The organism is Enterobacter sp. UNJFSC 003, from assembly GCF_036903355.1.
GTDB lineage: Bacteria > Pseudomonadota > Gammaproteobacteria > Enterobacterales > Enterobacteriaceae > Enterobacter.
This window is the reverse complement of the sequence record NZ_JBAKHK010000013.1, coordinates 74,911-95,264: the sequence shown is the minus strand read 5'-3', so window position 1 is coordinate 95,264 and position 20,354 is coordinate 74,911. Positions and strand designations below refer to the sequence as shown.

Genomic DNA, 20,354 nt, shown 5'->3' with positions numbered 1-20,354 from the left:
AACCCCTCGCAGACACTGGCGAATAAAACAGCATGTGTGATATAGTTCACATAAATTATGTAACGAGAAATGCTGTTTCATTTCGATTCGTCTGTTCTGTTGAGGATGGGTTTTATGGCAACCATTACCACCAGCATGGTTCTCCTGCGCTGGCCACTACTGAGTGCGGTCTTGATGTTCTTAGCCAGCACGCTAAACATACAATTTCGTAAATCCGACTACGCTGGCCTTGCGGTGATCAGCACCCTGCTGGGCGTGGGCGCGGCGTGCTGGTTCGCAACAGGCCTGCTTGGCATCACGCTGTTAGATATCGCCACCATCTGGGAAAATGTCAAAGTCGTCATGGTAGAAGCGATGAGCCACACCCCACCAGACTGGCCAATGGTCATTACCTGACGGTCAGGCAGTGGCTCCGTCTTACCCGACCAGCGATTAGCCGTAAGCATTGGTCGGGTAAGCGTTGCGTTAGTCCACAAAAACGCCGTCAAAAGATCCCTTTCTGGCGGATTTTTTGCATTTTTTCGACCGGCGCATCCACCTTGCTCACGTCAATATTATCGTGCTCCGGCGCTGCCGCGCTGGCACTTTTCGCGCTTAAGCGTAGCTGTTGCAGTGCGAGCGTTTGCTGTTCCATCAGCGGCTTGAGCGCTGCCAGCTCCTGGCGAATTTTCTGCAGCTCTACCCGTTCAACCGACAGTTCATCCTGCTGCGCCTGGGGCTGAATCTCAGCTAACAGCCCCCTAAGCGTGAGGTTATCGCGCCCCAGCGACTCTGCAACATGATGGCAAAACGCGGGATCCATCAGAAATAGCTGTAGCCCTGCCAGATAGACATCGCGATGAAAGGCGCGGATTTCCATATTGGCGTCGTCAATGCTGTCCGACTGGTTCACTGACTGATGCCAAAGCTGTAGCTGCTGCATCGCACGCAAATCCGCGCGCGATTGCTCCGGCGTCAGGTGCAAAGACAGATTAACGCGACGGATCTGCCCGTTACGCATCCTCGCCCACCTCAGCCATTAACGGCGCTTCAACGCTCTGGGCACCCGTCTCGGAATGATAAAGGCAGATTTCACGGGATAGCGCGATCTGCGGGTTATCGATGCTGATGACGCGTTCACCCAGCGTCGCGTAAGCCTCACGAATGGCATTCTCAATCAGATGCGCACCGCCACCCGCCAGATAAACACGGTTTGGATTTTTAGCGAATTTTTTCGCTTCATATGCCACCTGGTCACCCAGCTCCTGGATTTTGATTTCAATCTTTTCGAGGATCTCATCAATGCGGGATTCATCGTTGATGACGCTCTTCACAAATTCCATATCGTGTCGACGCTTAATCAGCTCATTCGCCACCAGGTAGCTCGAATCACTGTCTGCCGCGGCCAGCAGCTTACGCGTCGCGTCGGTGACGATCGCCACGCCGATTTCGTTATTACCGTAAATCGCGGAAACGTCGTCAAATTCCCCAACAATCACGCCCATGTCCAGCGTCGTGCCGCCGCAGTCAATCACCAACGATTTGGTAAACTCGTTGACGTGAGAATTAAGCAGGTGCGAAAGCGCCGCCGGAAGGCTTTCTGGCATCACCTGAACGTCCACAATACGGAACAACTCGCCTTTGTTCAGCGAGATATCCCTCATCAAATTCTTACGTTTAGCTTCAATACGCGCTTCGTTGCGCTGACAGTCATCCGGGTTATAAAACTGCGTAATGGGTAGCGTTACGATGATGTCCACATCACAGGGCGCTACGCCCGTTTGCAGCAGCGCGTGGTGTACCGCCAGCAGGTTTAAATCATCATACTGGTAGTCAATATGGGTCGTAGAGAGCGCCTTATCAGACGTGGCATCGTAGGTGTACTTGGTGGTTCCGATGGTGTAGTTATGCACCGACTGTCCACGCAGCAGCGCCGCACTCTTCCAGTCTTTGCGAAAAGAGTTCGGGGAAACGACGGTTTTCAGGGTTCCGTTGTCGATCCAGCTGATTTTTACATTGGTAGAGCCATCATCAATAGCAAATTTTTTACGCATCTGATTCATGAAAATTATCTCAGTCAAACGTTAAATAAGGGGGCCATCCCTGGCGGCGCATACCTTGAGAGGATAGTTGGCGTCAGGCCGTTACAGTACGGCCTCTTCAGTGAGTATTCGGCGGGCCCCCAGATAGTGGTCCTGCCAGAAGACGTCAGAAAGCTGGCTAACGCGGATGCTCAGCCCGGTTCGGGGGGCTTCGATAAACTGCCCATCGCCGAGATATACGCCGACATGATCGGCACCAGGACGCTGGTTAATATTGAAAAAGACCAAATCGCCACGGCGTAATTTTTCCTGACGTATCGGGCGCAACGTTCTGTCCTGGAACATGCCGTTCGCAGTGCGCGGCAGGCTGCGGCTTAGCACCGGATTAAACGCATAAAAGACCAGTCCACTGCAGTCAAACCCTTGCTCAGGGGTTTGTCCTCCCCACACATAAGGTTTGCCAATCTGGTTTTGTAGCTCGACAATTACCTGCTTCAAAGAGGCCTGAAGCCGAGGACTCATCTTCTCTCCCGGCAACGGTTCCCAGATCATATCGGTGGACAATCTTCCCGGCTGCCAGCGTTTGTGCAGGGTCAGCCATTCACGGTTTTCCGCCCGTTCCAGACGACGTTTTTCACGTTCACGGCGCTTCTGCTCTGGCGTCAAAGGCACCACGCTCACGCGCAACTGCGTTTTTTTGAGCAGCAACGCCTTATTACGCATTCTGGCCTTTGCGGCGCTCTCCTTTTCTGCCGCGGTCTTTATCGGCCGCTGAGGCGCAGCCTCAACGGATGCGCTAAAGGCCACCGTCAGCCCCATCAGCAGGGACAGACACGTCAGTTTCTGGATATGAAGTAAGGTGAACATCGTAAAACCGTTTACTGCTGCTGCGAGAGTCTGTCGACGATCGGCTTAATGACCTTTTCACCGTGCTGACCAAAGAATTGATACAGCGACTCGCTGGCTGACTGGGTGAGAACCATGATCTCGATGCGTCGATTCGATGAGCTAAGCGGGTTATCGGGATCGATCAGCATCTGGTCGGCCATTCCGCTGACTTGCAGCACTTTGTTCTGGTCCAGCCCGGCGCGGGTTAACACCTTGCGGGCCTGCATGGCACGCTCCCCCGACAGGTTCCAGTTGTTATACAGATCCTGATCGCGAAAACGCGTCGCATCCGTGTGGCCAGTAATGATGATCTTGTTGTCGATCTTATTCAGCTCGGGAGCGAACTCGGTTAATAGCCTTTTGAAGAAGGGAGTCAGGATTGCACTGCTGCGCTGGAACATTTCACGTTTCCGATCGTCAGTGATCAAAATGCGCAACCCTTGCGGCACAATCTCAATTTTCAGGTTTGACTGGGCATCATAGGCTGAGGTGATCTTCATGATGATGCGGGCAAGATCTTCGATTTCGTTCTGCGATCGTGACGTCACGTCATCCAGGCTTTCACTTTTAGCCATCGCCGAAGCCGACGCCGTTTTCTGAGGTTGTTTGCCCGGATCGCGTTTTTCCGTGACGGCAACCTTGCCGCCTGCCCCGTGCGGTTGGGTAATCGGTGACAGCGAATTCCCGTCAAAAATTGACTGCCCGTTGAGCTGGGAGACAATCTCTTTGCGTTCTTCTTCGGTGACGGAGCCCATGATCCACAACACCATAAACAGCGCCATCATCGCCAGCGTGAAGTCAGCAAATGCCACTTTCCACGCGCCCCCATGAAACGTATCGTGACTTTTGCGTGAGGAGCGTTTGATGATCGTGGTGTGTTCTTTTCCGCGACTGCCCCGCATCAGGATCCACCCGTCATCTGGTTAACCCAGCCATCGAGCGTCGCAAAGGTTGGCTTCGAATCCAGCGGCAGCATTTTGCGCCCGGCGTCTACGGCCAGCAGCGTCGGTTTACCGGCGACATGGTTAACCAGTACGGTACGGACACATTCGATAACCGCCATCAGCTTTTTGGTGCGCTGTTCCATCGCATTCGCCACCGGGTCCATCAGGCAGTAACAGAAGAAGACGCCGAGGAACGTTCCCACCAGCGCAGCGGCAACTTTCACGCCAATCACGGCAATCGATCCGTCGATGGACTGCATGGTAATGATGATACCGAGTACCGCCGCACAGATCCCAAAGCCCGGCATCGCCTCCGCCGTACGCTGTAGCGATCGGGACGGCTGAAGGAGGTTCTCTTCCATAGCCACCAGCTCCTGCTCCAGGATCCCTTCCAGCTCGTGCTCGTTAATTTTGCCCATCGCCATCAGGCGGAAGTTATCCGCAATAAAGGTGATGATCGCTTTGTTCTGCAAAATGAGCGGGTACTTCTGGAAGAGTGGACTACTCTCTGGCACTTCAATGTGCTCATCCAGCACCTTCAGGCCACCGTCCTGAACGAGTTCGAGCAGTTCAAACAACAGCATCAGCAGCTGACGCTGATACTCATCGGTGTATTCATTTTTACGCATAATGCCGCGAAACTGACGGTACATTTCTGCCAGAACCGGCTTGGGGTTCGCGAGTACCATCGCCCCCATACCCGCCCCGAGAATAATAATAATTTCGCCGGGCTGCCAGAATGAAGCCAGACGCCCGCCAGACATAAGAAAACCGCCTACCACACAGGCGAAAATAATGAAAATACCGAGCAACTTTTGCATATACCTTTCACTTCATGAAAAAACACTGGATCTTATGAGCGATCTTTTTGTTGAGCTGACAGACGCGCGCCTCGGTAAGATCGAGGACTAACGCAATCTCCTTTAAGCTCATTTCCTGCTGGTAATAGAGGGTGAGAATTAACTGCTCCCGCTCATCAAGGCTTGCCAGCGCAGCCCGTAACGTACCGCTGGTGACCATTTGATCTTCCAGCGAACGTGTATTCAGCGTGCCGTTCAGGGCATCTTCACCCAATAAATCATCCAGGCTTTCCAGCGTTTTGGCACAGTCCAGCAGGAGATACTCGTGGTACTCCTCTGCGGTAATGGAAAGAGGCTCACGCAGATCGTCAAAGCTCGGCGTTCTGCCAAGCACGCGGGTCATTTCCCGAATGGCATCATTGATTTTGTGGCTTTTCTGGCGCAAACGGCGTGGACGCCAGTCAAGCTCACGCAGTTCGTCGAGCACGGCGCCACGAATGCGCTGTGCCGCATAGGCACCAAACTGCTCATCGGGATGGCCGTAACGCCGCAGCGATGTCAAAAGCCCCATCAAAGCAATTTGCTCCATGTCCTCTTTATCCATCACGCTGCTTGTCTGCCAGGCAAGCTGTTTCACCACCCGATGCACCAGCGGTAAATAGGCGTTAACGTAGCGCGCTTCATCCGCAGGGGTCAGCGCGTCATCAGCAATAAAATCCATCATTTCCGTCAATAGCCGTGGATTACTGGAAAACCATTTTGCTGATGATGACGTCTTTAAACGGCATCCGCGTTTTGAGGCTCATGAAGCGTTCGGTGTATGCTTGCATGAGCTTGTCGCGCAGCAGTTCCACATTCATTCCGCGCACCGCGTCGTAATCCAGGGAAGAAAGCAAATTGACCGTCGCTCCGCGAATAGCAGGCGATAGCTCTTCCGCACGGCGAGCATCTGCTGATGAATGCGTCGTCAATGCCAGCTCCAGAAGCAGGTATCGTTCTGACTCACTGTGGCTTTTCAGCGTGATAACAACGTTCTTGATCTCCACGAACTCCACCGTGCTCTCTTCAGAAGAAGAGAACAGACTGGAGATAATGGAGTGCTTGCTCTCGTCCTGGCTCAGCAAGTGGGTGCCAAGAATGGTAAAAATGGCAGCAAAAATGGCGGCGATAAGTGCAATCACCAGCCCTAATGAAAATGTCTTAATGGTCATAGTGGGTCTGTTTACACCGTAAGTAGTACTGAATCGTCTTTATTGACTGCCGCACGCGCGTCATCTTCAACAATGACGGCTCCCGCGACAGGGCTCTCTTGCGGTGCAGACGTATGCTGCTGTCCGCGTCCCTGATGCGATTGCCCGGACTGCGAAGAGACGTGCACATTCACCTGAACGGTATTCTGTTCCGTCAGGCTCTGGCGCAGCTCAGCGCTTATTTGCTGAAGCGCGCGATAGGTTTCGCCGTTACTGGCGCTGATATGCACCTGCATGCGTCCATTTTCGATCTGCAGGGAGATATCCACTTTTCCCATCTCCGGCGGATCAAGGCGGATAGTGGCATGCTGAACCTGATTTCTGACCTGTAGCTGCAGGCGATCGTTGAGCGCGCTATGAAGCTGCTGCGCCCACTTCGCCTCGTCGGCGTCCATCTTGACAGGCGGCAAATTGACCGTCTGTTTATCCATCATGCTGGTGAACGTCTGCGTAACAGCCGGTTGCCCGGGTGTCGGCACTAACGTCATCAGCGGCTTAGCGGTATCCGTCGCGGCTGGCTTTACCGCGTCTGCCGCTGCTGGCTCAGGGGTTACAGCGGCCAGCGTTGGCTGCGGCTGCCCGATAAGCACCGGCGCTTTTGCCGGTTGTCCAAGCGTCATGTTCTGCATCTTTAGGGCATCGCCCGTCAGCGGCATGCGGGTTGTCGTGGCATTGAGCGTTTTCACCGGCATCTGGCTCGCCATCAGCAGCGCGTCCAACAGCTGCTGTGGAGAACCAATCAGATCCTCAACGCGCGGGCTGACGTGGGTCTGATTCTCTTCCCGGGCGTCATCGTCCGTGGCTTGCACATCCGCCAACACCATGGCCGTGTCGCGCTGCTGCTCGCCGCCCATCAGCGAGTTGATGATGTTAAGCAGAGCATCATTGAACGCCGGCGGAGTCTGCGCTGACACGTCGATCTCCGCTGGCGTCTCGTCTGGAGAGTTCGCCGCGGGGAGGGGGGCAGATGTCTCGGTCTGCTCGGCAGCCACAGGGAGTTGCGTCAGCTGAGAAAGCATCAGGTTCATAGGCCCATATCCTCTGTCGCGGAGAACTGCGCGTAGGCCGTGGCCCCTTCCCGATTACGCCGCATGCGCGCGATCTGCTTTTCCAGGTCATCATGTTGCAGCTGGCAGTAGCGGCTTACCGCTAAATGCGCCTGCTGCAGCGCCGCCAACGCTTCACGTTTTTCTGGGTTCAGCGGCTGCTCTTTCAACGAGGACAGCAGCGCAGCAATCTGAGCATCCACGTCTTGCATTTTCGGCCAGTCGTGTTGACTGGCCGCATGCTCCAGGGAACGCGCCAGAAAACGCATAACCTGAATATCATCCATTCTGCTGCCCCATTTTTTCCCAGCCGTCCTGCAGATTGCGGAGGATCGCCTCGACCTCTTCCACGCTGGTGACGGAGAGCTTGTGGCTGGCATCGTAGAGACGATAAACGCAGTAGTCGTAAAGATTCGCCAGACTCAGCGCCAGTTCCCCGCCCTTTTCAAAGTTCAGCGAGCTGGTCAACGCGTTCAGAATGTCGATACATTTATTAATGCTCTGCACCTTGCGATCGTAACGACGCGCGGCAATATGACTTTTTGCGCGCACCAGTTCGTCCATCAGGCCGTTAAACAACATCAACACCAGCTGGTGCGGATTGGCGGCGGCGGCCTGGATAGCCAGATCGGATTGTTGATAGTTGCCGTAGCCCTGCGGTTCATTCCCGTACATAAACGCGATAATTTCCTTACGCTAAACCAAACATGCCCATGGTGTTGTTCATCTGCGCCATCGCTTTTTGCAGCTGGGTAAACTGCTTCAGATAACGCGCCTGAGAAGAGTCAAAGCGGGCGTTCATGGCCTCCGTTTTGGTATCAATATCCTTCTGCTGACGATCCAACACCTCCTGACGGCCTTTCAGTAAGCCCGTGGTGGAGTTGAGATACCGATCGAGTGACTTATCCATCGCCGTCAGCATGCCCTCTTTACCGTTAAACAGATCGTTCAGCTTTTGCGGGTCCGCCTTGATGGCCTCATCGAGTTTTTTGCTGTCGATCTGCAGCTTGCCTTCGCGATCGGCGGTAATGCCAAAATCAGACATTCGTTTATCGCCAAAAACCTGACGCATAACGTCGTTCAACTCACGGTCGAGCGACGACATGGTGGAGTCACCGGCAAACGCACCGCGGGTTTCATCATCCCCGTTTCCGCTTTTCGTCAGCTTGGTCAGGGTGTCCTGAAGCGTGTTGTATGCATCAACGAACGTCTGGAGCTGCTCTTTTGTCCCGGTGCTGTCGGTGCTCACGGAAAGGGTCAGCGGCTTGTCTTTCTCGGTCACCGAGGTCAGCTCAATGGTGACGCCATCGATCAGCTTATCCAGCGTGTTCGAGCTGTTGGTAAAGGTCATCTCCCCCATTCTGATGACAGAATCGGCGGCTTTAGAAATCTCTTTCGGCTGCGACAAATCCAGTCCCGTTGGGCTGGTCACCGCAATCTTGTTTTTGGCGCCACTCTCATCGCTGCTCAGCATCAGGGTGACTTCGCCATCGGTACGAATGAGCGAGGCGGTGACGCCCGGATTATCTTCATGACCGTTAATGGCTTTTGTCAGATCGCTCAGGCTCTCCATGTCCGTCAGATCAACGGTAATGGTTTTGGCCGCAGACCCCTCTCCGAGCGTGATATCCATCGTGCCGGAGGCGTCTTTAATGGACTGGTCGCTCATTTTGTCGAAGCCGATCTGGTGGGCAGACGCCAGCGCATCCACTTCGATGTTGTAGGTCCCTTTCAGGGCACCAGAGCCTGCGGTTACGTTGGCGATACCTTCGCGGTTCATGCTGACGGCGTTTTTCAGCATCCCCTCGCCGGTTTTATTCAACCCACTCATTGCCGTGCGGAAGTCGGTCAGCGCAGTTTTTAACGCATCAAGCGCCTTTTTCTGCGCATTCATCGTTGAGGTTTTGTTCGTGATCTGGTTTTGCAACGATGCGATGTCGTACGTCGCCAGCTGTTTGGCAAGCGTCGAAGGATCAATGCTGCTGAAATCTGCCATGTTGTTTTCTCCATTCACACCTGTTGCTAAACCATAACTGTATTAAGCAAACATCGTGCCAGTTTTTAACTGATTAATTTTCAATAAGTTATATCTTTAGGGGAAAGTGATCTTCCCCAGCGAGGAAATATCCGGAAGGGAAGCGCCGGATACAAAAACACCGCCTTACAGCGGTGTTTTTTTTAACGATATTGTTGATTAGCCCAGCAGGGACATCACCATACCGGACATGCTGTTGGACTGTTTCAGCATCGACATACTGGTTTGCGCCAGCATCTGGTTACGGGCCATGCTGGAGGCCTCAGAGGCAAAGTCCGCATCACGGATGTTGCCCAGCGCCAGGTCGGTATTGTCTTTCATGTTCGCCAGGTTAGCCGCGGTGTGGCCCAGACGGTTGATGTTCGCACCGAGCTTGGAACGCAGGGTACCCACCTGGGAAATTGCGCCTTCGATGTTGGTGATCATGCTCTGTGCGCCAGACACGGTCGTGATACCGCCTGATGCAGTCAGGGCACCCAGGCCGCTTGCGCCTTTTACTGCGGTCAGATCCGCACTCACGTTAACGGTCAGGCTTTCACCTTCAGATGCACCGATCTGGAAGTTCATCGCCTGAGTAAACTTACCGCCGCTTGCGAACAGGCTCTCACCCGCATATTTGGTGTTACCCATGATGTTGTTCAGTTCGCTGTTCAGCTCGTCCATTTCAGACTGCAGCGCCTGACGATCTTCCGGGCCGTTCGTGTCGTTCGCGGCCTGTGTGGCGAGGTCTTTCATGCGGTACATGATGTTGCTCACTTCATCGAACGCGCCTTCCGCGGTCTGCAGCAGTGCAGTCGCGTCAGAGATGTTGCGCTGCGCCACGGCCATACCGTTGGTCTGCCCCTGCAGGCGGGTTGCAATCTGCAGGCCAGCAGCATCATCCGCTGCAGAGTTAATGCGTTTACCCGTACCCAGACGCTCCATTGCAGTAGACAGCATGCTATTAGATTTATTCAGGGCGTTAACGGAAGCCATTGAAGATGCGTTAGTAAAAATAGAAAGTGCCATTTTAGAATTCTCCTTTTGAACCTGTCTGTCAGGTTCTTCTCTCTGGTACTCAAGTAAAACGACACACCTCAATGGAGAATTAAATCGCAGATGAAAAAAAATCTATTTTTTTACCCGGCAGGGTTAATGGCGTATTTGGCAATAAACAAAGCGGCAGCTGAAATAACAATAAAAAAAGAAGGGATATAAAGCGACACACCCAACGCGAGACTTAAGCGCACATTACATTTTCTTACGTTTTTCTTTTACTCGTGAAAGAAACGCATTCTCACGCTTATGCCAAAAAACATTTTATTTACATGACAGCATTGGGCAGTAACAAAAAGATCAATACACCATGCCAGTTAACGTTTAATCAGGCCCATTAATATGCTGGCAAATTATTCGATTAATAATTGGTTGCGCATCACACTTTTATCGCGTAAAAATGTGCCTCGGAAGCGAAACTTCCTAAGCACGCCTAAGAAAAGGCCTAATCAGCCGGGTAATACTTCCGCTGCACTCAGCAGGTTTTCGTGTTTCATCCCCTGACTTAACCTTTTCTTTGCACCCTTTCCGCAGGCAAGCGGCAATTCACAATGAATTTTAAACGGATTTAATCATTAATTTACATTAAGCATTTGGCGTGATAAATGCTCGATCCCGGGAAAATCAAATTCTTCAGGAGTGGAAAGCCACCATCACTTGCCATGAATAAAACGTATTACGCGGTAAATAACTGGTTAATTGATTTACCCTCAGGCTCGATCGTCAGCCTGATTTCTGGTGAACGTAAACGACTCGGTGAGTATCAATTAAAGCTGCTCGATGTGCTGGCAACGAACGCGGGTAAAATACTGACCCGTGAGGAATTGACCACGCTCGTCTGGGAACGCAGGGTGATAGGAAATAATAGTCTTCCCAATGCGATACATGCATTGCGAACCGCGTTGGAAGACGACGGTAAAACACAAAAAATTATAAAAACGATCCCTAAAAAGGGGTATTTACTGGAGCACGCCTGGTGCCGTTCGGTTGAGCAGGAAAGCGACGAAATCGATAAAGCCGTTCGCCCCGCCGCACCCGTCACGGATGAGGAGCCTGAAGACGAGACGCTTCCTGCGGAACTGGCACCGACCGGTCAACCCGACCCGGAGCCCGAGTCCGATTCTGACGCTCAGCGAGAAGAGATACCATCGCCTCCGCTAAAGGCTGGCGGGCGTTTTCATCAGCGACTGGCGGCGTTTCTGGCTCTGATTGTCCTGGTCCTGGGCAGCGCGGCAGCAGGGTGGCATTACGCGAATTCGAAAGGCGCCCGGCTGATTGCGACCGAGCAGGAAGCGGGGGTTTACAGCAATATACGCATCTATGAAATCTCGGAAGCAAGCCGCCTGGCGATGAACAAAGAGGACTTTTACAGCAAAATCAAAGATACGCTGTATGTCATCAATCAGCAGATAAAATCCCAGTCCGTCACCATGACGGTCTACTACCAGAGCGTCGACCAGACGCTTAACTATACGTTTGCGCTGCAAAGCCGATGCGACAGCAAACAGCTGGTTATGGCGATCTATCACTGGCGAATTGACCCGACACAATTAAACAACCTGCTGCTGCGAGAGACGAGGAGGAAAATCAATGAGATGGACGTCTGTTCTTAACTGGAAATGGCTGCTGTCATACCTGCTTATCGCTGCTGCCACGTTTACGGGTGTTCGCCTGCTTACGCCCAAGGTCTCAGCGCAGGCTAACGTAGAAGGCTTTCTCCAGCTGGGCTTTTACGATCTGATGTCCAGGCGGAAAGAGATTTACGACTCGCACATGAAGAGCGCGAATGACGTCATTTTGACGACAATCACCAACCCGAACGATAACCGGTTTGTGCTTAAAGGAAAATTTTCGGAGATTAACGAGCAAAACGGCAAACGCTTTTACTCCTATACGCCGATCTACTACAGCACCGCGCAAAAAGGGCTGATGATCGACGGTCTGGTGGATATGCTGATGCATGTCGACTTCTGGATGCAGCCGGTTTACGTGGGCCAAAAATCGCTGGTAGTCGGACAAAGCGGCGCCATTTTTCTCTATCCGCTGCGCAAATAACGCGCGTCTCGCCCGCGCTGATAACGCGGGCAAAACGTCATTCCAGCAGGTTTTTTACCGTCGACAGCGAAATATTCCCTTGCGCCGCAAGGGCCTGCGAAAGCACGCCGTACTGCTTACCGCTGTTTGCCAGCACGTCCCCGAGCGCGCGCGCGGTTTCAAGCGCGTCACGTGAACCGTAGGTCGTTGCCATATCCTGAATACGTGCAGAGACCCGCTCCTGGTGCTGATGCAATTTCCCACGTTCACGGGTGATTTGTTCCAGCGTCTGCTGAAGTTTACCGCTTGCCCCGCGATCCCACTGGCTGCCGATCTGGCGGATATCATCCTCGCGGCTGTCCAGCGCGCGCGGCGCGAGCAGCGTAAAAGCCTCGGACGGAAACTGCTGCCCTTCTCCACGCACGCTTAAATGCTGGCTGACACGCGCCCAGCGGGATTCATCAACCTGAAAAACGGCGCTTCCGTCACCGCCTATCGATGCGTGAATGCCCAGACGCCCCAACCCTACGTTAAGATGTACCAGCGCCTGCCGCGGGGTGGATTGTGCCGGTATCGCGACGGCCGTCAGCTCCCGCTTGCTGCCGCCAAGCGCAAATACCAGGGTTTCGCCCGGCGCCTGTTCGAGCAGCTTTTCCATGCCCGGCAGCGAAAAACTCACCTTACTCTTTTGCTGTAGCGTCACGTTGAAGTTACGGTCGACCGTGCCGCCAGACAGCCTGCTGCGCTGTTGCAGCAGGCTTTTCACCGTAGCGGTCTGTTCTTCACCGTTGCCGCGCATGGCCTGATGACGCAATACCAGAAGCTGGTTTTCTGTTTCTGACAGAAAATTCTCGGCTTTCTGCACCGCCGTCAGCTGCTGGTTCAATTGAACGTTGTAACGCAACGGACGTCGAGAGAGCAGCGCCGATTCCGGAAATGCCGGGGTGCCGCGACGAGCTGTGTCCACCCGCTCCGTGCGGATGATGGGCGAAGCCGCCCCCGGCGTGGTTTTGACCGGGGAGGGCGTCGTGGTTAGCGATGACGCTTTTAAACCGACTTGCATACGATTACAACATGCTGAAGAGCGAAAGCTGGCTGATCATGCTGTACGCCTTGTTGGTGATTTGCACCGAGTTGGTGTACAGCTGCAGGTTAATACTGGTCGTCGCCCAGTCCGTATCGGACAGGTCGCGAACAACCTGATCGTTCGCCATGCTGACATCCGTATGGGCATCACCCAGCATCGTCAGGCGATTCTGGCGCCCCCCCAAATCGGTCAGCAGGCCTGCAACTTTATCGCGGGACTGACCAGAAAGCGTCAGCATCTCGTCAATATCGCCCTGATAATCATTCATCGAAAGCGCCGGGTCCTGCATTTTATCGCTCAGCGCCTTCAGCTTGTTCAGCATCTCCAGATCGTCACCGCTGCCGGAAAATGCCCCAACGACGTTCGTATTTTCGGTCACATTGACACCGTTTGCTACCGTGGTTTCACGCGTGCCGTTGTTGCCCTGAAAGACATATTTTCCCTGTGCTTCGTCCCAGACAACAGGCTTGGTGTCGGTTTTGGTCCCCGAGAAGAGATAGCCGCCGCTCTCGTTCTGGGCATTCAGCGAAGCAACCAGCGAATCGAGCATCGATGATAGCTCGGCCCCGTAGCTGGCCATATCTTCATTGCTCAGCGAACCGCCGTTTGCCGCAGACAGCAGTTTGTCGTTCAGGGCCAGCAGCTGATTGCTCATCGCCGTTACATGCGCTTCCTGACCGGAAAGCGCGCCGCTCAGCCCGGTGATATTGCTTTGGTATTGCTTGATGGCGGATTGTTCGCGGTTCAACTGCACCAGACGCGTTGCCGCAACCGGATCGTCAGACGGGACGTTGATTCGCTTCTGGGTGGCCATCTGCTCCATCAGCTTGCTGATGCGCGTGCCGTTCACGCCAAGCTGCGCCATCATGGCATCGGAATTATAAAGACTGCTGATTCGCATAAGTGTGTTCCTTAACGCCGGTTAAAACAGGCCTAACAGGTCGTTGAAAATCTGGTTGCCGGTGGCGATCACCTTGACGTTTGACTGGTATGCCTGCATGTAAACCTGCAGGTTAATCGCCTCTTCATCCTGGTTTACCGCGCTGAGGTTATTGCGCTGAAGCTGAGCCTGGTCGTATACCCCCTGCGCGGCTTCCAGCTCGCTCTGGGATTTTTTGCTGGCAATACCTACGTTGGAGATGATTGCCGCCGCCCCTTCGTTGAGGCTCATGTTGCCCATGCCGCCGATATCGACCTTTTTATTTTTCAGCTCAATCAGCAGCTTCAGGTTGTCGCCGTTGCCCTGCTCATCGGGAGAGCCTGAGAGCGCGAGTTCGTCCGGCTTGAGGTCGTTGACCTGCAAGATCCCCGTAGGATTCGTCAGATCGAAGGTAAACAGGGGCTTGCCCGGGTTACCGTTCTTATCAAACCCCTGTGCCAGCTGATCGTTAAACAGCGTGGCGACGGCTTCTGCCATTCCCTGCACGGAGGCCTGCATCTGCGCCAAATCGCCCGTTTCATAGTCGTAGAGCGCGCCCAGCTGCCCGCCCGTTGAGGGATTTAATGAGAACGTTGTATTGGAAAAGCTCAGGCTCAGCACCGGATTACCGCTGCTGTCCAGGCTGCTGCTAAGCTCGCCGGCCACTTTGCCGCTCACCAGCGGCTGACCGTTTTTCATTGAAACAGAGAAGCTGCCGCTGCTGTCCTCCGTCACCTTGACGTCGGCGTAGGTGCTCAGCTGCTTCACCAGCTCATCACGCTGGTCGCGAAGCACGTTACTGTTGCCCCCCGTGGAGTCCATCTCCATGATTTTTTTATTGTAATCAGCAATACCCGTGGTCAGGCTGTTGATTTGCCCAACCATAGTGTCGCGCTGGCTGGTGATCGCGCTTTTCTGACTAGTGATGAAGTCGTTCATGTTGTTGAACCGCGTCGCCAGCGAATCGGCCTGATTCAGCAGCTGCTGACGGTTCGCCTCGCTTTCCGGCTTTTCGGTCATGGCGCTCAGCGCCGAAAAGAAATCATCCAGCCCTGTCCCGAGGCTGGTTGAATCCGTGCCGATCACTTTTTCCAGCGAACCGAGGTATTGATTATTGATGCCGTAGTAATTGGCTTTGCTGTTGCTCTGCCAGACCTGATTCGTCAGGTATTGATCGGATACACGACGAATGCTGTCGACCTGAACGCCAGCGCCGGCAGACATCCCGCCCTGGCCCATCGTGACCACCGAACTCTGAATAATTCCCTGACGGCTGTAGCCTGGCGTCAGGACATTCGAAATGTTCATGGAGGTCACGCTCATTCCAAACTGGGCCGCCTGCAGGCCACTCCAGGCGATGTTGATCATGTTCATCGGTTACTCCTGCCCACGGTGCATCACCGGTATGACGGGGGGCGTTAATTGCTGAGGATGTTCTTGTAAAGCGACCGAACGCTGCGCGTTCTTAAGCGGTGCACTCTCCTGAGGGCCAAGCTGGGCCACGATCATTTGTGCAATACCGGTGCTGCGCTGCGACGCCAGTTGAGAGGTGAGCTTGTCGTCGTAGAATTCTTGCATCATGCGCTGCTGCTTGCTGTCGAACGGATTGTCGTCCACCAGCGCCTGCGACGCTTTACGCATCTCTTTCATCAGCGACCGCAAGAACAGGGCTTCAAACTGCTCGGCGGCCTGCTCCAGATTTTGCGGTTTGACCTGCCCGGTCATGTCGCCGGGCAGGGTGGTAACGTGCGGGGTAATAGCGTTTAACATCGCGACTCCTTAGATCACCACCAGCTCAGCATCCAGCGCACCCGCCTCGTGCAGGGCCTGCAAAATGGCCATGGTGTCATCCGGCGATGCGCCGAGGCTGTTGAGCGTATTAACGATGCTGCGCAAGCTGGTACCGGCGGCAACCGTCACCATCTGCCCACGACCGCGATCGACCGACACGTCGCTCTCTGGCGTAACCACCGTTTGCCCCTGGCTGAATGCACCCGGTTGGCTGACGTTAGATGACTCACGAATGGTGACGGTGAGGTTTCCGTGGGACACCGCCGCCGCGCGCACGACAACGCCATCACCAATCACCACCGTGCCGGTTCGCGCATTAAAGACCACGCGTGGCGGCTGTTTGCCCGCGCTGATCTGTACATCTTCCAGCATCGACATAAACGCCACGCGCTCACCCGCAGACTGCGGGGCGTTGACCACCACATTGGTGGCGCTTTGCGCGGTGGCGGTTCCCGAACCAAACGCGCTGTTCAGGGCAACGGCGACGCTGTTTGCCGTTTTAAAGCTGGGGCGCTTGAGGTTCAAAATCACCTGACTGTTCTGCTGAAAATCAGACGGGATTTCACGTTCAACAGACCCGCCATTGGGCACACGTCCTACGGTTGGCGTATTAATGGTGACGCTGGAACCGCTGTTACCTTCCGCTTTAACACCGCCCACCACCACGTTTCCCTGCGCCAGGGCATAGACTTCGCCATCCGCCCCACGCAGCTGCGTCAGCAGTAAGGTTCCGCCGCGCAGGCTTTTGGCATCGCCAATAGACGAGACGGTGACGTCAATGGCCTGACCGCGCGCGTACCCCGGCGGCAGCGTCGCGCTGATCGCCACGGCAGCGACGTTTTTCACTTTGGGATCGATTTTTGTCGGCAGCTGAACGCCAAACTGGCGCAGCATATTGGTCACCGACTGGCTGGTGAATTTCACCTGATTCTTATCGCCCGTCCCGTCAAGACCCACCACCAGGCTGTAGCCCACCAGCTGGTTACCCCTTACGCCCTGGATATCGACAACGTTACCCAGACGCTCCGCGGTCGCGCAGGTGGTCCACATCAGCAGCAGAAATAGCATGGCTTTTTGCATGGCAGACTCCATTAAATCGGGAACAGAGGATGGTTAAAGAAGCGGGTCAGCCATCCGGCGGAGTTGGCGTCGCTCAGCGCACCGCGACCCGCGTAAGAGATACGCGCGTTGGCAATTCGCTGGGACGAGACCGAGTTGTCACGCTCAATGTCCTCTGCCCGGACCAGCCCGGTCACGCGCATGTACTCATCGCCCTGGTTGAGGGTCAGCCATTTTTCACCGCGCACCGCCAGCACGCCGTTAGGCAGCACTTTATAGACCGCAACGGTGATGGCACCGCGCAGGCTGTTTTGCTGCTGTGAGGTGGCATTACCATTGAAATTACGATTGCCGTCTATCGAACCGGCAAGTTTGTCGACCGAATGGCCAAACGCCTCGGGGATACCGATGGAAACATCGTTTTTCTTGCCGAAATTGGTCCGCGCCTGTTTGCTGGCCTGGGTAGACTCATCCAGCTTCACGGTGAGAATGTCGCCCACGCGATAGGCGCGGCGATCTTGCGTAAGAGACCAGTTGTAATTGGCGTTGTAGAGACCCCCGCCCTGAACCTGCGCAGGCGGCATGGCAAAATCTTCCGGTGGCGCATAGGCCGCGTCGTCTTTATGTACCAGCAGCGCCGGGCTTTCACACCCGGCCAGCAGAAGTACAAAAAAGCCGATAACACACTGCTTTTTCATTTTTTATTCACTTCACTTCACGCATTACATCGACTGCGTGACAAACTTCATCATGTCGTCAGCGGCAGACACCATTTTGGCGTTCATTTCATAGGCGCGTTGGACGGTGATCATATCGACCATCTCTTCAACCACCTGAACGTTGGAACCCTCAAGCGACCCTTGCTCAAGTTGACCGAAAGCATCTTCCCCCGCGACGCCTTCCACCGCTTCACCACTGGCTGCCGTTTCGCGGTACAGGTTACCGCCAATGGCTTCAAGCCCGGCCGGATTCACAAAGTTCACCAGCGTGATCTGCCCCAGCTCGACCGGCTCAGTTTCGCCCGCCACCGTCGCGGTGACGGTGCCATCTTTGCCGATCTGGATATCCTTCACGTTATCCGGCAGCTCGATTTGTGGTATCAGCGGTAGCCCCTGAGCGTTGGTCAACAGGCCATCTGGGTTCTTCTGGAAATTACCTGCGCGGGTATAAGCAATATCGCCATCGCTGGTTTCCACCTGGAAAAAGCCCTGACCAGTAATCGCCACATCCAGCTTCTGCCCGGTGTTCTGAATATTGCCGGTGGAGAACTCTTTCTGGGTGCCGACGATTTTGACCCCGGTCCCAAACTGAATGCCGGTCGGCGAGATGTTGTTCTGATCCAACTGACCGCCTGGCGTGCGCTGATTCTGATAAAACAGATCGGCAAACATCACGCGATCGCGCTTAAACCCGGTGGTATTGACGTTGGCCAGGTTGTTAGAAATGGCGCTCATCTTCGCGTCTTGCGCGGCAAGGCCGGTTTTACTGATCCATAAAGCGGGATTCATCGTTATTCCTTACTCAATCAGGTATTACGCAGCAGGCGATTACCCGCCGTGGCCAGGTCTTCGGCAGCCTTCATCATTTTGATCTGCGCCTCAAACTGGCGGTTAAGCGCAATGCTCGACACCATCTCGTTGATGGCCGAAACGTTGGAGCTTTCAAGATGACCTGAAACCAGCTCGACCTCTTCCGTGCGCGGGTTGACGTTAACGTTGGTGATCATAAAACCGGCACTGTTCTTGCTCAGCTGCGCGGCGGGGATATCCACCAGCTTGATCCGATCGACGTCCATTGGTGCAGCCACATTGCCGTCGTCCGGCACGATGGAAATCACCCCGTCGTCGGCAATGCTGATGGACGAAAACGGCGGTAGCACAATCGGGCCGTTATCGCCGGACACCGGTAAACCGTCGATGGTCAGATCGCCTTCCGGCCCGACCTGGATCTGCCCGTTACGGGTGTAAACCTCACGGTTGCCGCTCACCAGCGCGATCAAACCGCTGCCTTTGATCGCCACATCCAGCTCACGTCCGGTATCACGCGTTGCGCCCGGCGTTAAGTCCACACCGCCCTGCTGCTGCTGCACCAGAAAACGGGAGGCGTAACCCTCCCCCGGGATCTGCTGCGATATTGCGCTTTCCAGATCGTGGCGGAACCCCTGCGTGTTCACGTTCGCCAGGTTATTGGCGTGGATCTGCTGCTGCGTAAGGCTGCGGGTGGCGCCGCTGACCGCGGTATAAATTAAATGGTCCATTACACCGCCTGGAACAGCGCCGTCATCATGCTGTCGTTGGTGCTGATCACCTTGGTGTTGGCCTGGTAGTTACGCTGGGCGGTCATCAGACCAACCAGTTCCGCCGTCAAATCGACGTTCGATCCTTCCAGCGTGTTGGAGGTCAGCGCGCCCAGCAGACCAGTACCCGGCGTGCCGGTCAGCGGCGCCCCGGAGCTGGCGGTTTGCGTCCAGGTCGTACCATTTTGCGACGACAAACCGTTCGGGTTTGAGAAGGTCGCCAGGATCACCTGTCCCTGCAGCAGACGCTCACCGTTCGAGAAGGTGGCGTAGACGCTGCCATCTTTATCAATGGTTTGCCCGGTACGTTCGCCGGAAGCATAGCCATTCCCGTTGTTTTTGCTGACGGAGAAATCAGAGCCAAACTGCGTGGTGCCGTTGTAGCTGAGCGCCAGCTCGATACCTTCTGCTCCCGGAATGTCCGCCGTAATGTTGACCGCACCGTTCGGTGTTTCCAGCACGCCCTGCTCGGTGAAGGTCATCTTCTGCGTGGTGCCCATATCCTGGTCATCCATGTAGTAGTGCACTTCCCATTCGTTATCGCTGGTTTTGACGAAGTACTGCTTGAGGGTATGTTCACGCCCCAGCGAGTCGTACACCTGGGTGGCGTAGGTGTGGTTATAAGAGGTTTCGTCGGTCGGATCAAAGGTGGTGGTTTCCGGCAGCTTTTCGTTAGCGTTGAGGTTAGCCGTGAAGTCGAGCGTGCTGGTGGCTTTTGCGGGAATCGAGCCGCTGCTGATGGTCAGATTGCCTACCGTACCGGTCTGGATCGTACCGTTAGCGTCAACAGGATACCCTTGCAGGTACATGCCCTGGTTGTTGATCAGATTGCCGAGGCTGTCGGTCTGCATATAGCCCGCACGGGAATACGCCGTGGTGCCCGCACTGTCGCGCATCACGAAAAAACCATCGCCATTGATCGCCAGATCGAGGCTGCTGGCAGAGGAAAAAATGCTTCCGCTTTTGGAAATGCTCTGGGCAACACCGGTCACGCCGACGCCCAATGGCTGACCTTCCGCATACAGCGAGGCAAATTCCGCGCGACCTGACTTAAAGCCTACGGTGCCAGAGTTGGCGATGTTGTTGGAGATCGCCCCCAGCTGTTGGTTAATGGCATTCAAGCCCGAGATTGCAATATCAAAGCTCATA

The 20,354-nt window shown here is 54.7% G+C and carries 24 protein-coding genes; 3 read left to right on the top strand and 21 right to left on the bottom strand.

Features of this window, described 5'->3' with window-relative positions:
* Positions 1-114 precede the first annotated feature (114 nt).
* Positions 115-396: a YjcB family protein gene (locus V5P19_RS20500; RefSeq protein WP_334406965.1), complete on the top strand. Its 282-nt coding sequence runs from the start codon at positions 115-117 to the stop codon at positions 394-396.
* Between the two features lie 88 nt (positions 397-484).
* Here the strand turns inward: V5P19_RS20500 and V5P19_RS20495 are convergent, their stop codons facing one another.
* The 12 genes from V5P19_RS20495 to V5P19_RS20440 form a co-directional block, all read right to left on the bottom strand.
* Positions 485-1,000 carry a hypothetical protein gene (locus V5P19_RS20495; RefSeq protein ID WP_334406963.1) on the bottom strand — a complete coding sequence of 172 codons (516 nt, stop codon included), beginning with the start codon at positions 998-1,000 and terminating at the stop codon, positions 485-487.
* Positions 993-2,042, bottom strand: a complete 1,050-nt coding sequence (gene parM / locus V5P19_RS20490) for a plasmid segregation protein ParM domain-containing protein (protein WP_334406961.1) — start codon at positions 2,040-2,042, stop codon at positions 993-995. The genes V5P19_RS20495 and parM overlap by 8 nt, the downstream gene beginning before the upstream one ends.
* An 81-nt stretch (positions 2,043-2,123) precedes the next feature.
* Positions 2,124-2,888, bottom strand: coding sequence for a C40 family peptidase (locus V5P19_RS20485; protein WP_334406960.1), 765 nt, complete (start codon positions 2,886-2,888; stop codon positions 2,124-2,126).
* A gap of 11 nt (positions 2,889-2,899) precedes the next feature.
* Positions 2,900-3,811 (bottom strand): putative lateral flagellar export/assembly protein LafU, encoded by a 912-nt coding sequence (gene lafU, locus V5P19_RS20480; protein ID WP_334406958.1) that lies wholly within the window; start codon positions 3,809-3,811, stop codon positions 2,900-2,902.
* Entirely contained in the window at positions 3,811-4,674 is an 864-nt protein-coding gene (gene motA, locus V5P19_RS20475; RefSeq protein WP_334406956.1) for a flagellar motor stator protein MotA, read from the bottom strand. Before motA ends, lafU begins: the two co-directional genes overlap by 1 nt.
* A 7-nt stretch (positions 4,675-4,681) precedes the next feature.
* Entirely contained in the window at positions 4,682-5,374 is a 693-nt protein-coding gene (locus tag V5P19_RS20470; protein ID WP_334406986.1) for a FliA/WhiG family RNA polymerase sigma factor, read from the bottom strand.
* Between the two features lie 22 nt (positions 5,375-5,396).
* Positions 5,397-5,864, bottom strand: coding sequence for a flagellar basal body-associated FliL family protein (locus V5P19_RS20465; protein WP_334406954.1), 468 nt, complete (start codon positions 5,862-5,864; stop codon positions 5,397-5,399).
* 11 nt (positions 5,865-5,875) lie between these two features.
* Positions 5,876-6,931, bottom strand: a complete 1,056-nt coding sequence (locus V5P19_RS20460) for a flagellar hook-length control protein FliK (protein WP_334406952.1) — start codon at positions 6,929-6,931, stop codon at positions 5,876-5,878.
* A complete protein-coding gene (locus tag V5P19_RS20455) occupies positions 6,928-7,236 on the bottom strand; it encodes a hypothetical protein (RefSeq protein WP_334406950.1) in 309 nt (102 codons plus the stop codon). Before V5P19_RS20455 ends, V5P19_RS20460 begins: the two co-directional genes overlap by 4 nt.
* Positions 7,229-7,624 carry a flagellar export chaperone FliS gene (gene fliS / locus V5P19_RS20450; RefSeq protein WP_334406948.1) on the bottom strand — a complete coding sequence of 132 codons (396 nt, stop codon included), beginning with the start codon at positions 7,622-7,624 and terminating at the stop codon, positions 7,229-7,231. Before fliS ends, V5P19_RS20455 begins: the two co-directional genes overlap by 8 nt.
* A gap of 16 nt (positions 7,625-7,640) precedes the next feature.
* On the bottom strand, positions 7,641-8,945 hold the full coding sequence (gene fliD / locus V5P19_RS20445) for a flagellar filament capping protein FliD (protein ID WP_334406946.1): 1,305 nt from the start codon (positions 8,943-8,945) through the stop codon (positions 7,641-7,643).
* Between the two features lie 198 nt (positions 8,946-9,143).
* Positions 9,144-9,992, bottom strand: a complete 849-nt coding sequence (locus tag V5P19_RS20440; RefSeq protein ID WP_334406944.1) for a flagellin — start codon at positions 9,990-9,992, stop codon at positions 9,144-9,146.
* A 689-nt stretch (positions 9,993-10,681) separates the two neighbouring features.
* Here V5P19_RS20440 and V5P19_RS20435 point away from each other — a divergent pair.
* Positions 10,682-11,632: a transcriptional regulator gene (locus tag V5P19_RS20435; RefSeq protein WP_334406942.1), complete on the top strand. Its 951-nt coding sequence runs from the start codon at positions 10,682-10,684 to the stop codon at positions 11,630-11,632.
* A complete protein-coding gene (locus V5P19_RS20430; protein ID WP_334406940.1) occupies positions 11,610-12,074 on the top strand; it encodes a hypothetical protein in 465 nt (154 codons plus the stop codon). The genes V5P19_RS20435 and V5P19_RS20430 overlap by 23 nt, the downstream gene beginning before the upstream one ends.
* Positions 12,075-12,111: 37 nt before the next feature.
* Here the strand turns inward: V5P19_RS20430 and V5P19_RS20425 are convergent, their stop codons facing one another.
* Genes V5P19_RS20425 through flgE form a run of 9 tightly spaced genes read right to left on the bottom strand, consistent with a single transcriptional unit; the run spans position 12,112 to position 20,353 of the window.
* On the bottom strand, positions 12,112-13,116 hold the full coding sequence (locus tag V5P19_RS20425; protein ID WP_334406938.1) for a hypothetical protein: 1,005 nt from the start codon (positions 13,114-13,116) through the stop codon (positions 12,112-12,114).
* Between the two features lie 4 nt (positions 13,117-13,120).
* Positions 13,121-14,041, bottom strand: coding sequence for a flagellar hook-associated protein FlgL (gene flgL, locus V5P19_RS20420; protein WP_334406936.1), 921 nt, complete (start codon positions 14,039-14,041; stop codon positions 13,121-13,123).
* A 21-nt stretch (positions 14,042-14,062) separates the two neighbouring features.
* On the bottom strand, positions 14,063-15,433 hold the full coding sequence (gene flgK / locus V5P19_RS20415; protein ID WP_334406934.1) for a flagellar hook-associated protein FlgK: 1,371 nt from the start codon (positions 15,431-15,433) through the stop codon (positions 14,063-14,065).
* Positions 15,434-15,436: 3 nt separating this feature from the next.
* Positions 15,437-15,829, bottom strand: a complete 393-nt coding sequence (locus V5P19_RS20410; protein ID WP_334406932.1) for a rod-binding protein — start codon at positions 15,827-15,829, stop codon at positions 15,437-15,439.
* Positions 15,830-15,838: 9 nt separating this feature from the next.
* On the bottom strand, positions 15,839-16,930 hold the full coding sequence (locus tag V5P19_RS20405) for a flagellar basal body P-ring protein FlgI (protein ID WP_334406931.1): 1,092 nt from the start codon (positions 16,928-16,930) through the stop codon (positions 15,839-15,841).
* Positions 16,931-16,941: 11 nt separating this feature from the next.
* Positions 16,942-17,607: a flagellar basal body L-ring protein FlgH gene (gene flgH / locus V5P19_RS20400; RefSeq protein WP_334406929.1), complete on the bottom strand. Its 666-nt coding sequence runs from the start codon at positions 17,605-17,607 to the stop codon at positions 16,942-16,944.
* Between the two features lie 24 nt (positions 17,608-17,631).
* A complete protein-coding gene (gene flgG / locus V5P19_RS20395; protein ID WP_334406928.1) occupies positions 17,632-18,417 on the bottom strand; it encodes a flagellar basal-body rod protein FlgG in 786 nt (261 codons plus the stop codon).
* A gap of 17 nt (positions 18,418-18,434) precedes the next feature.
* Positions 18,435-19,166: a flagellar basal body rod protein FlgF gene (locus tag V5P19_RS20390; RefSeq protein ID WP_334406926.1), complete on the bottom strand. Its 732-nt coding sequence runs from the start codon at positions 19,164-19,166 to the stop codon at positions 18,435-18,437.
* Complete coding sequence (flgE, locus tag V5P19_RS20385) at positions 19,166-20,353, bottom strand: flagellar hook protein FlgE (protein ID WP_334406924.1); 1,188 nt, start codon at positions 20,351-20,353, stop codon at positions 19,166-19,168. The genes V5P19_RS20390 and flgE overlap by 1 nt, the downstream gene beginning before the upstream one ends.
* Position 20,354 lies beyond the last annotated feature (1 nt).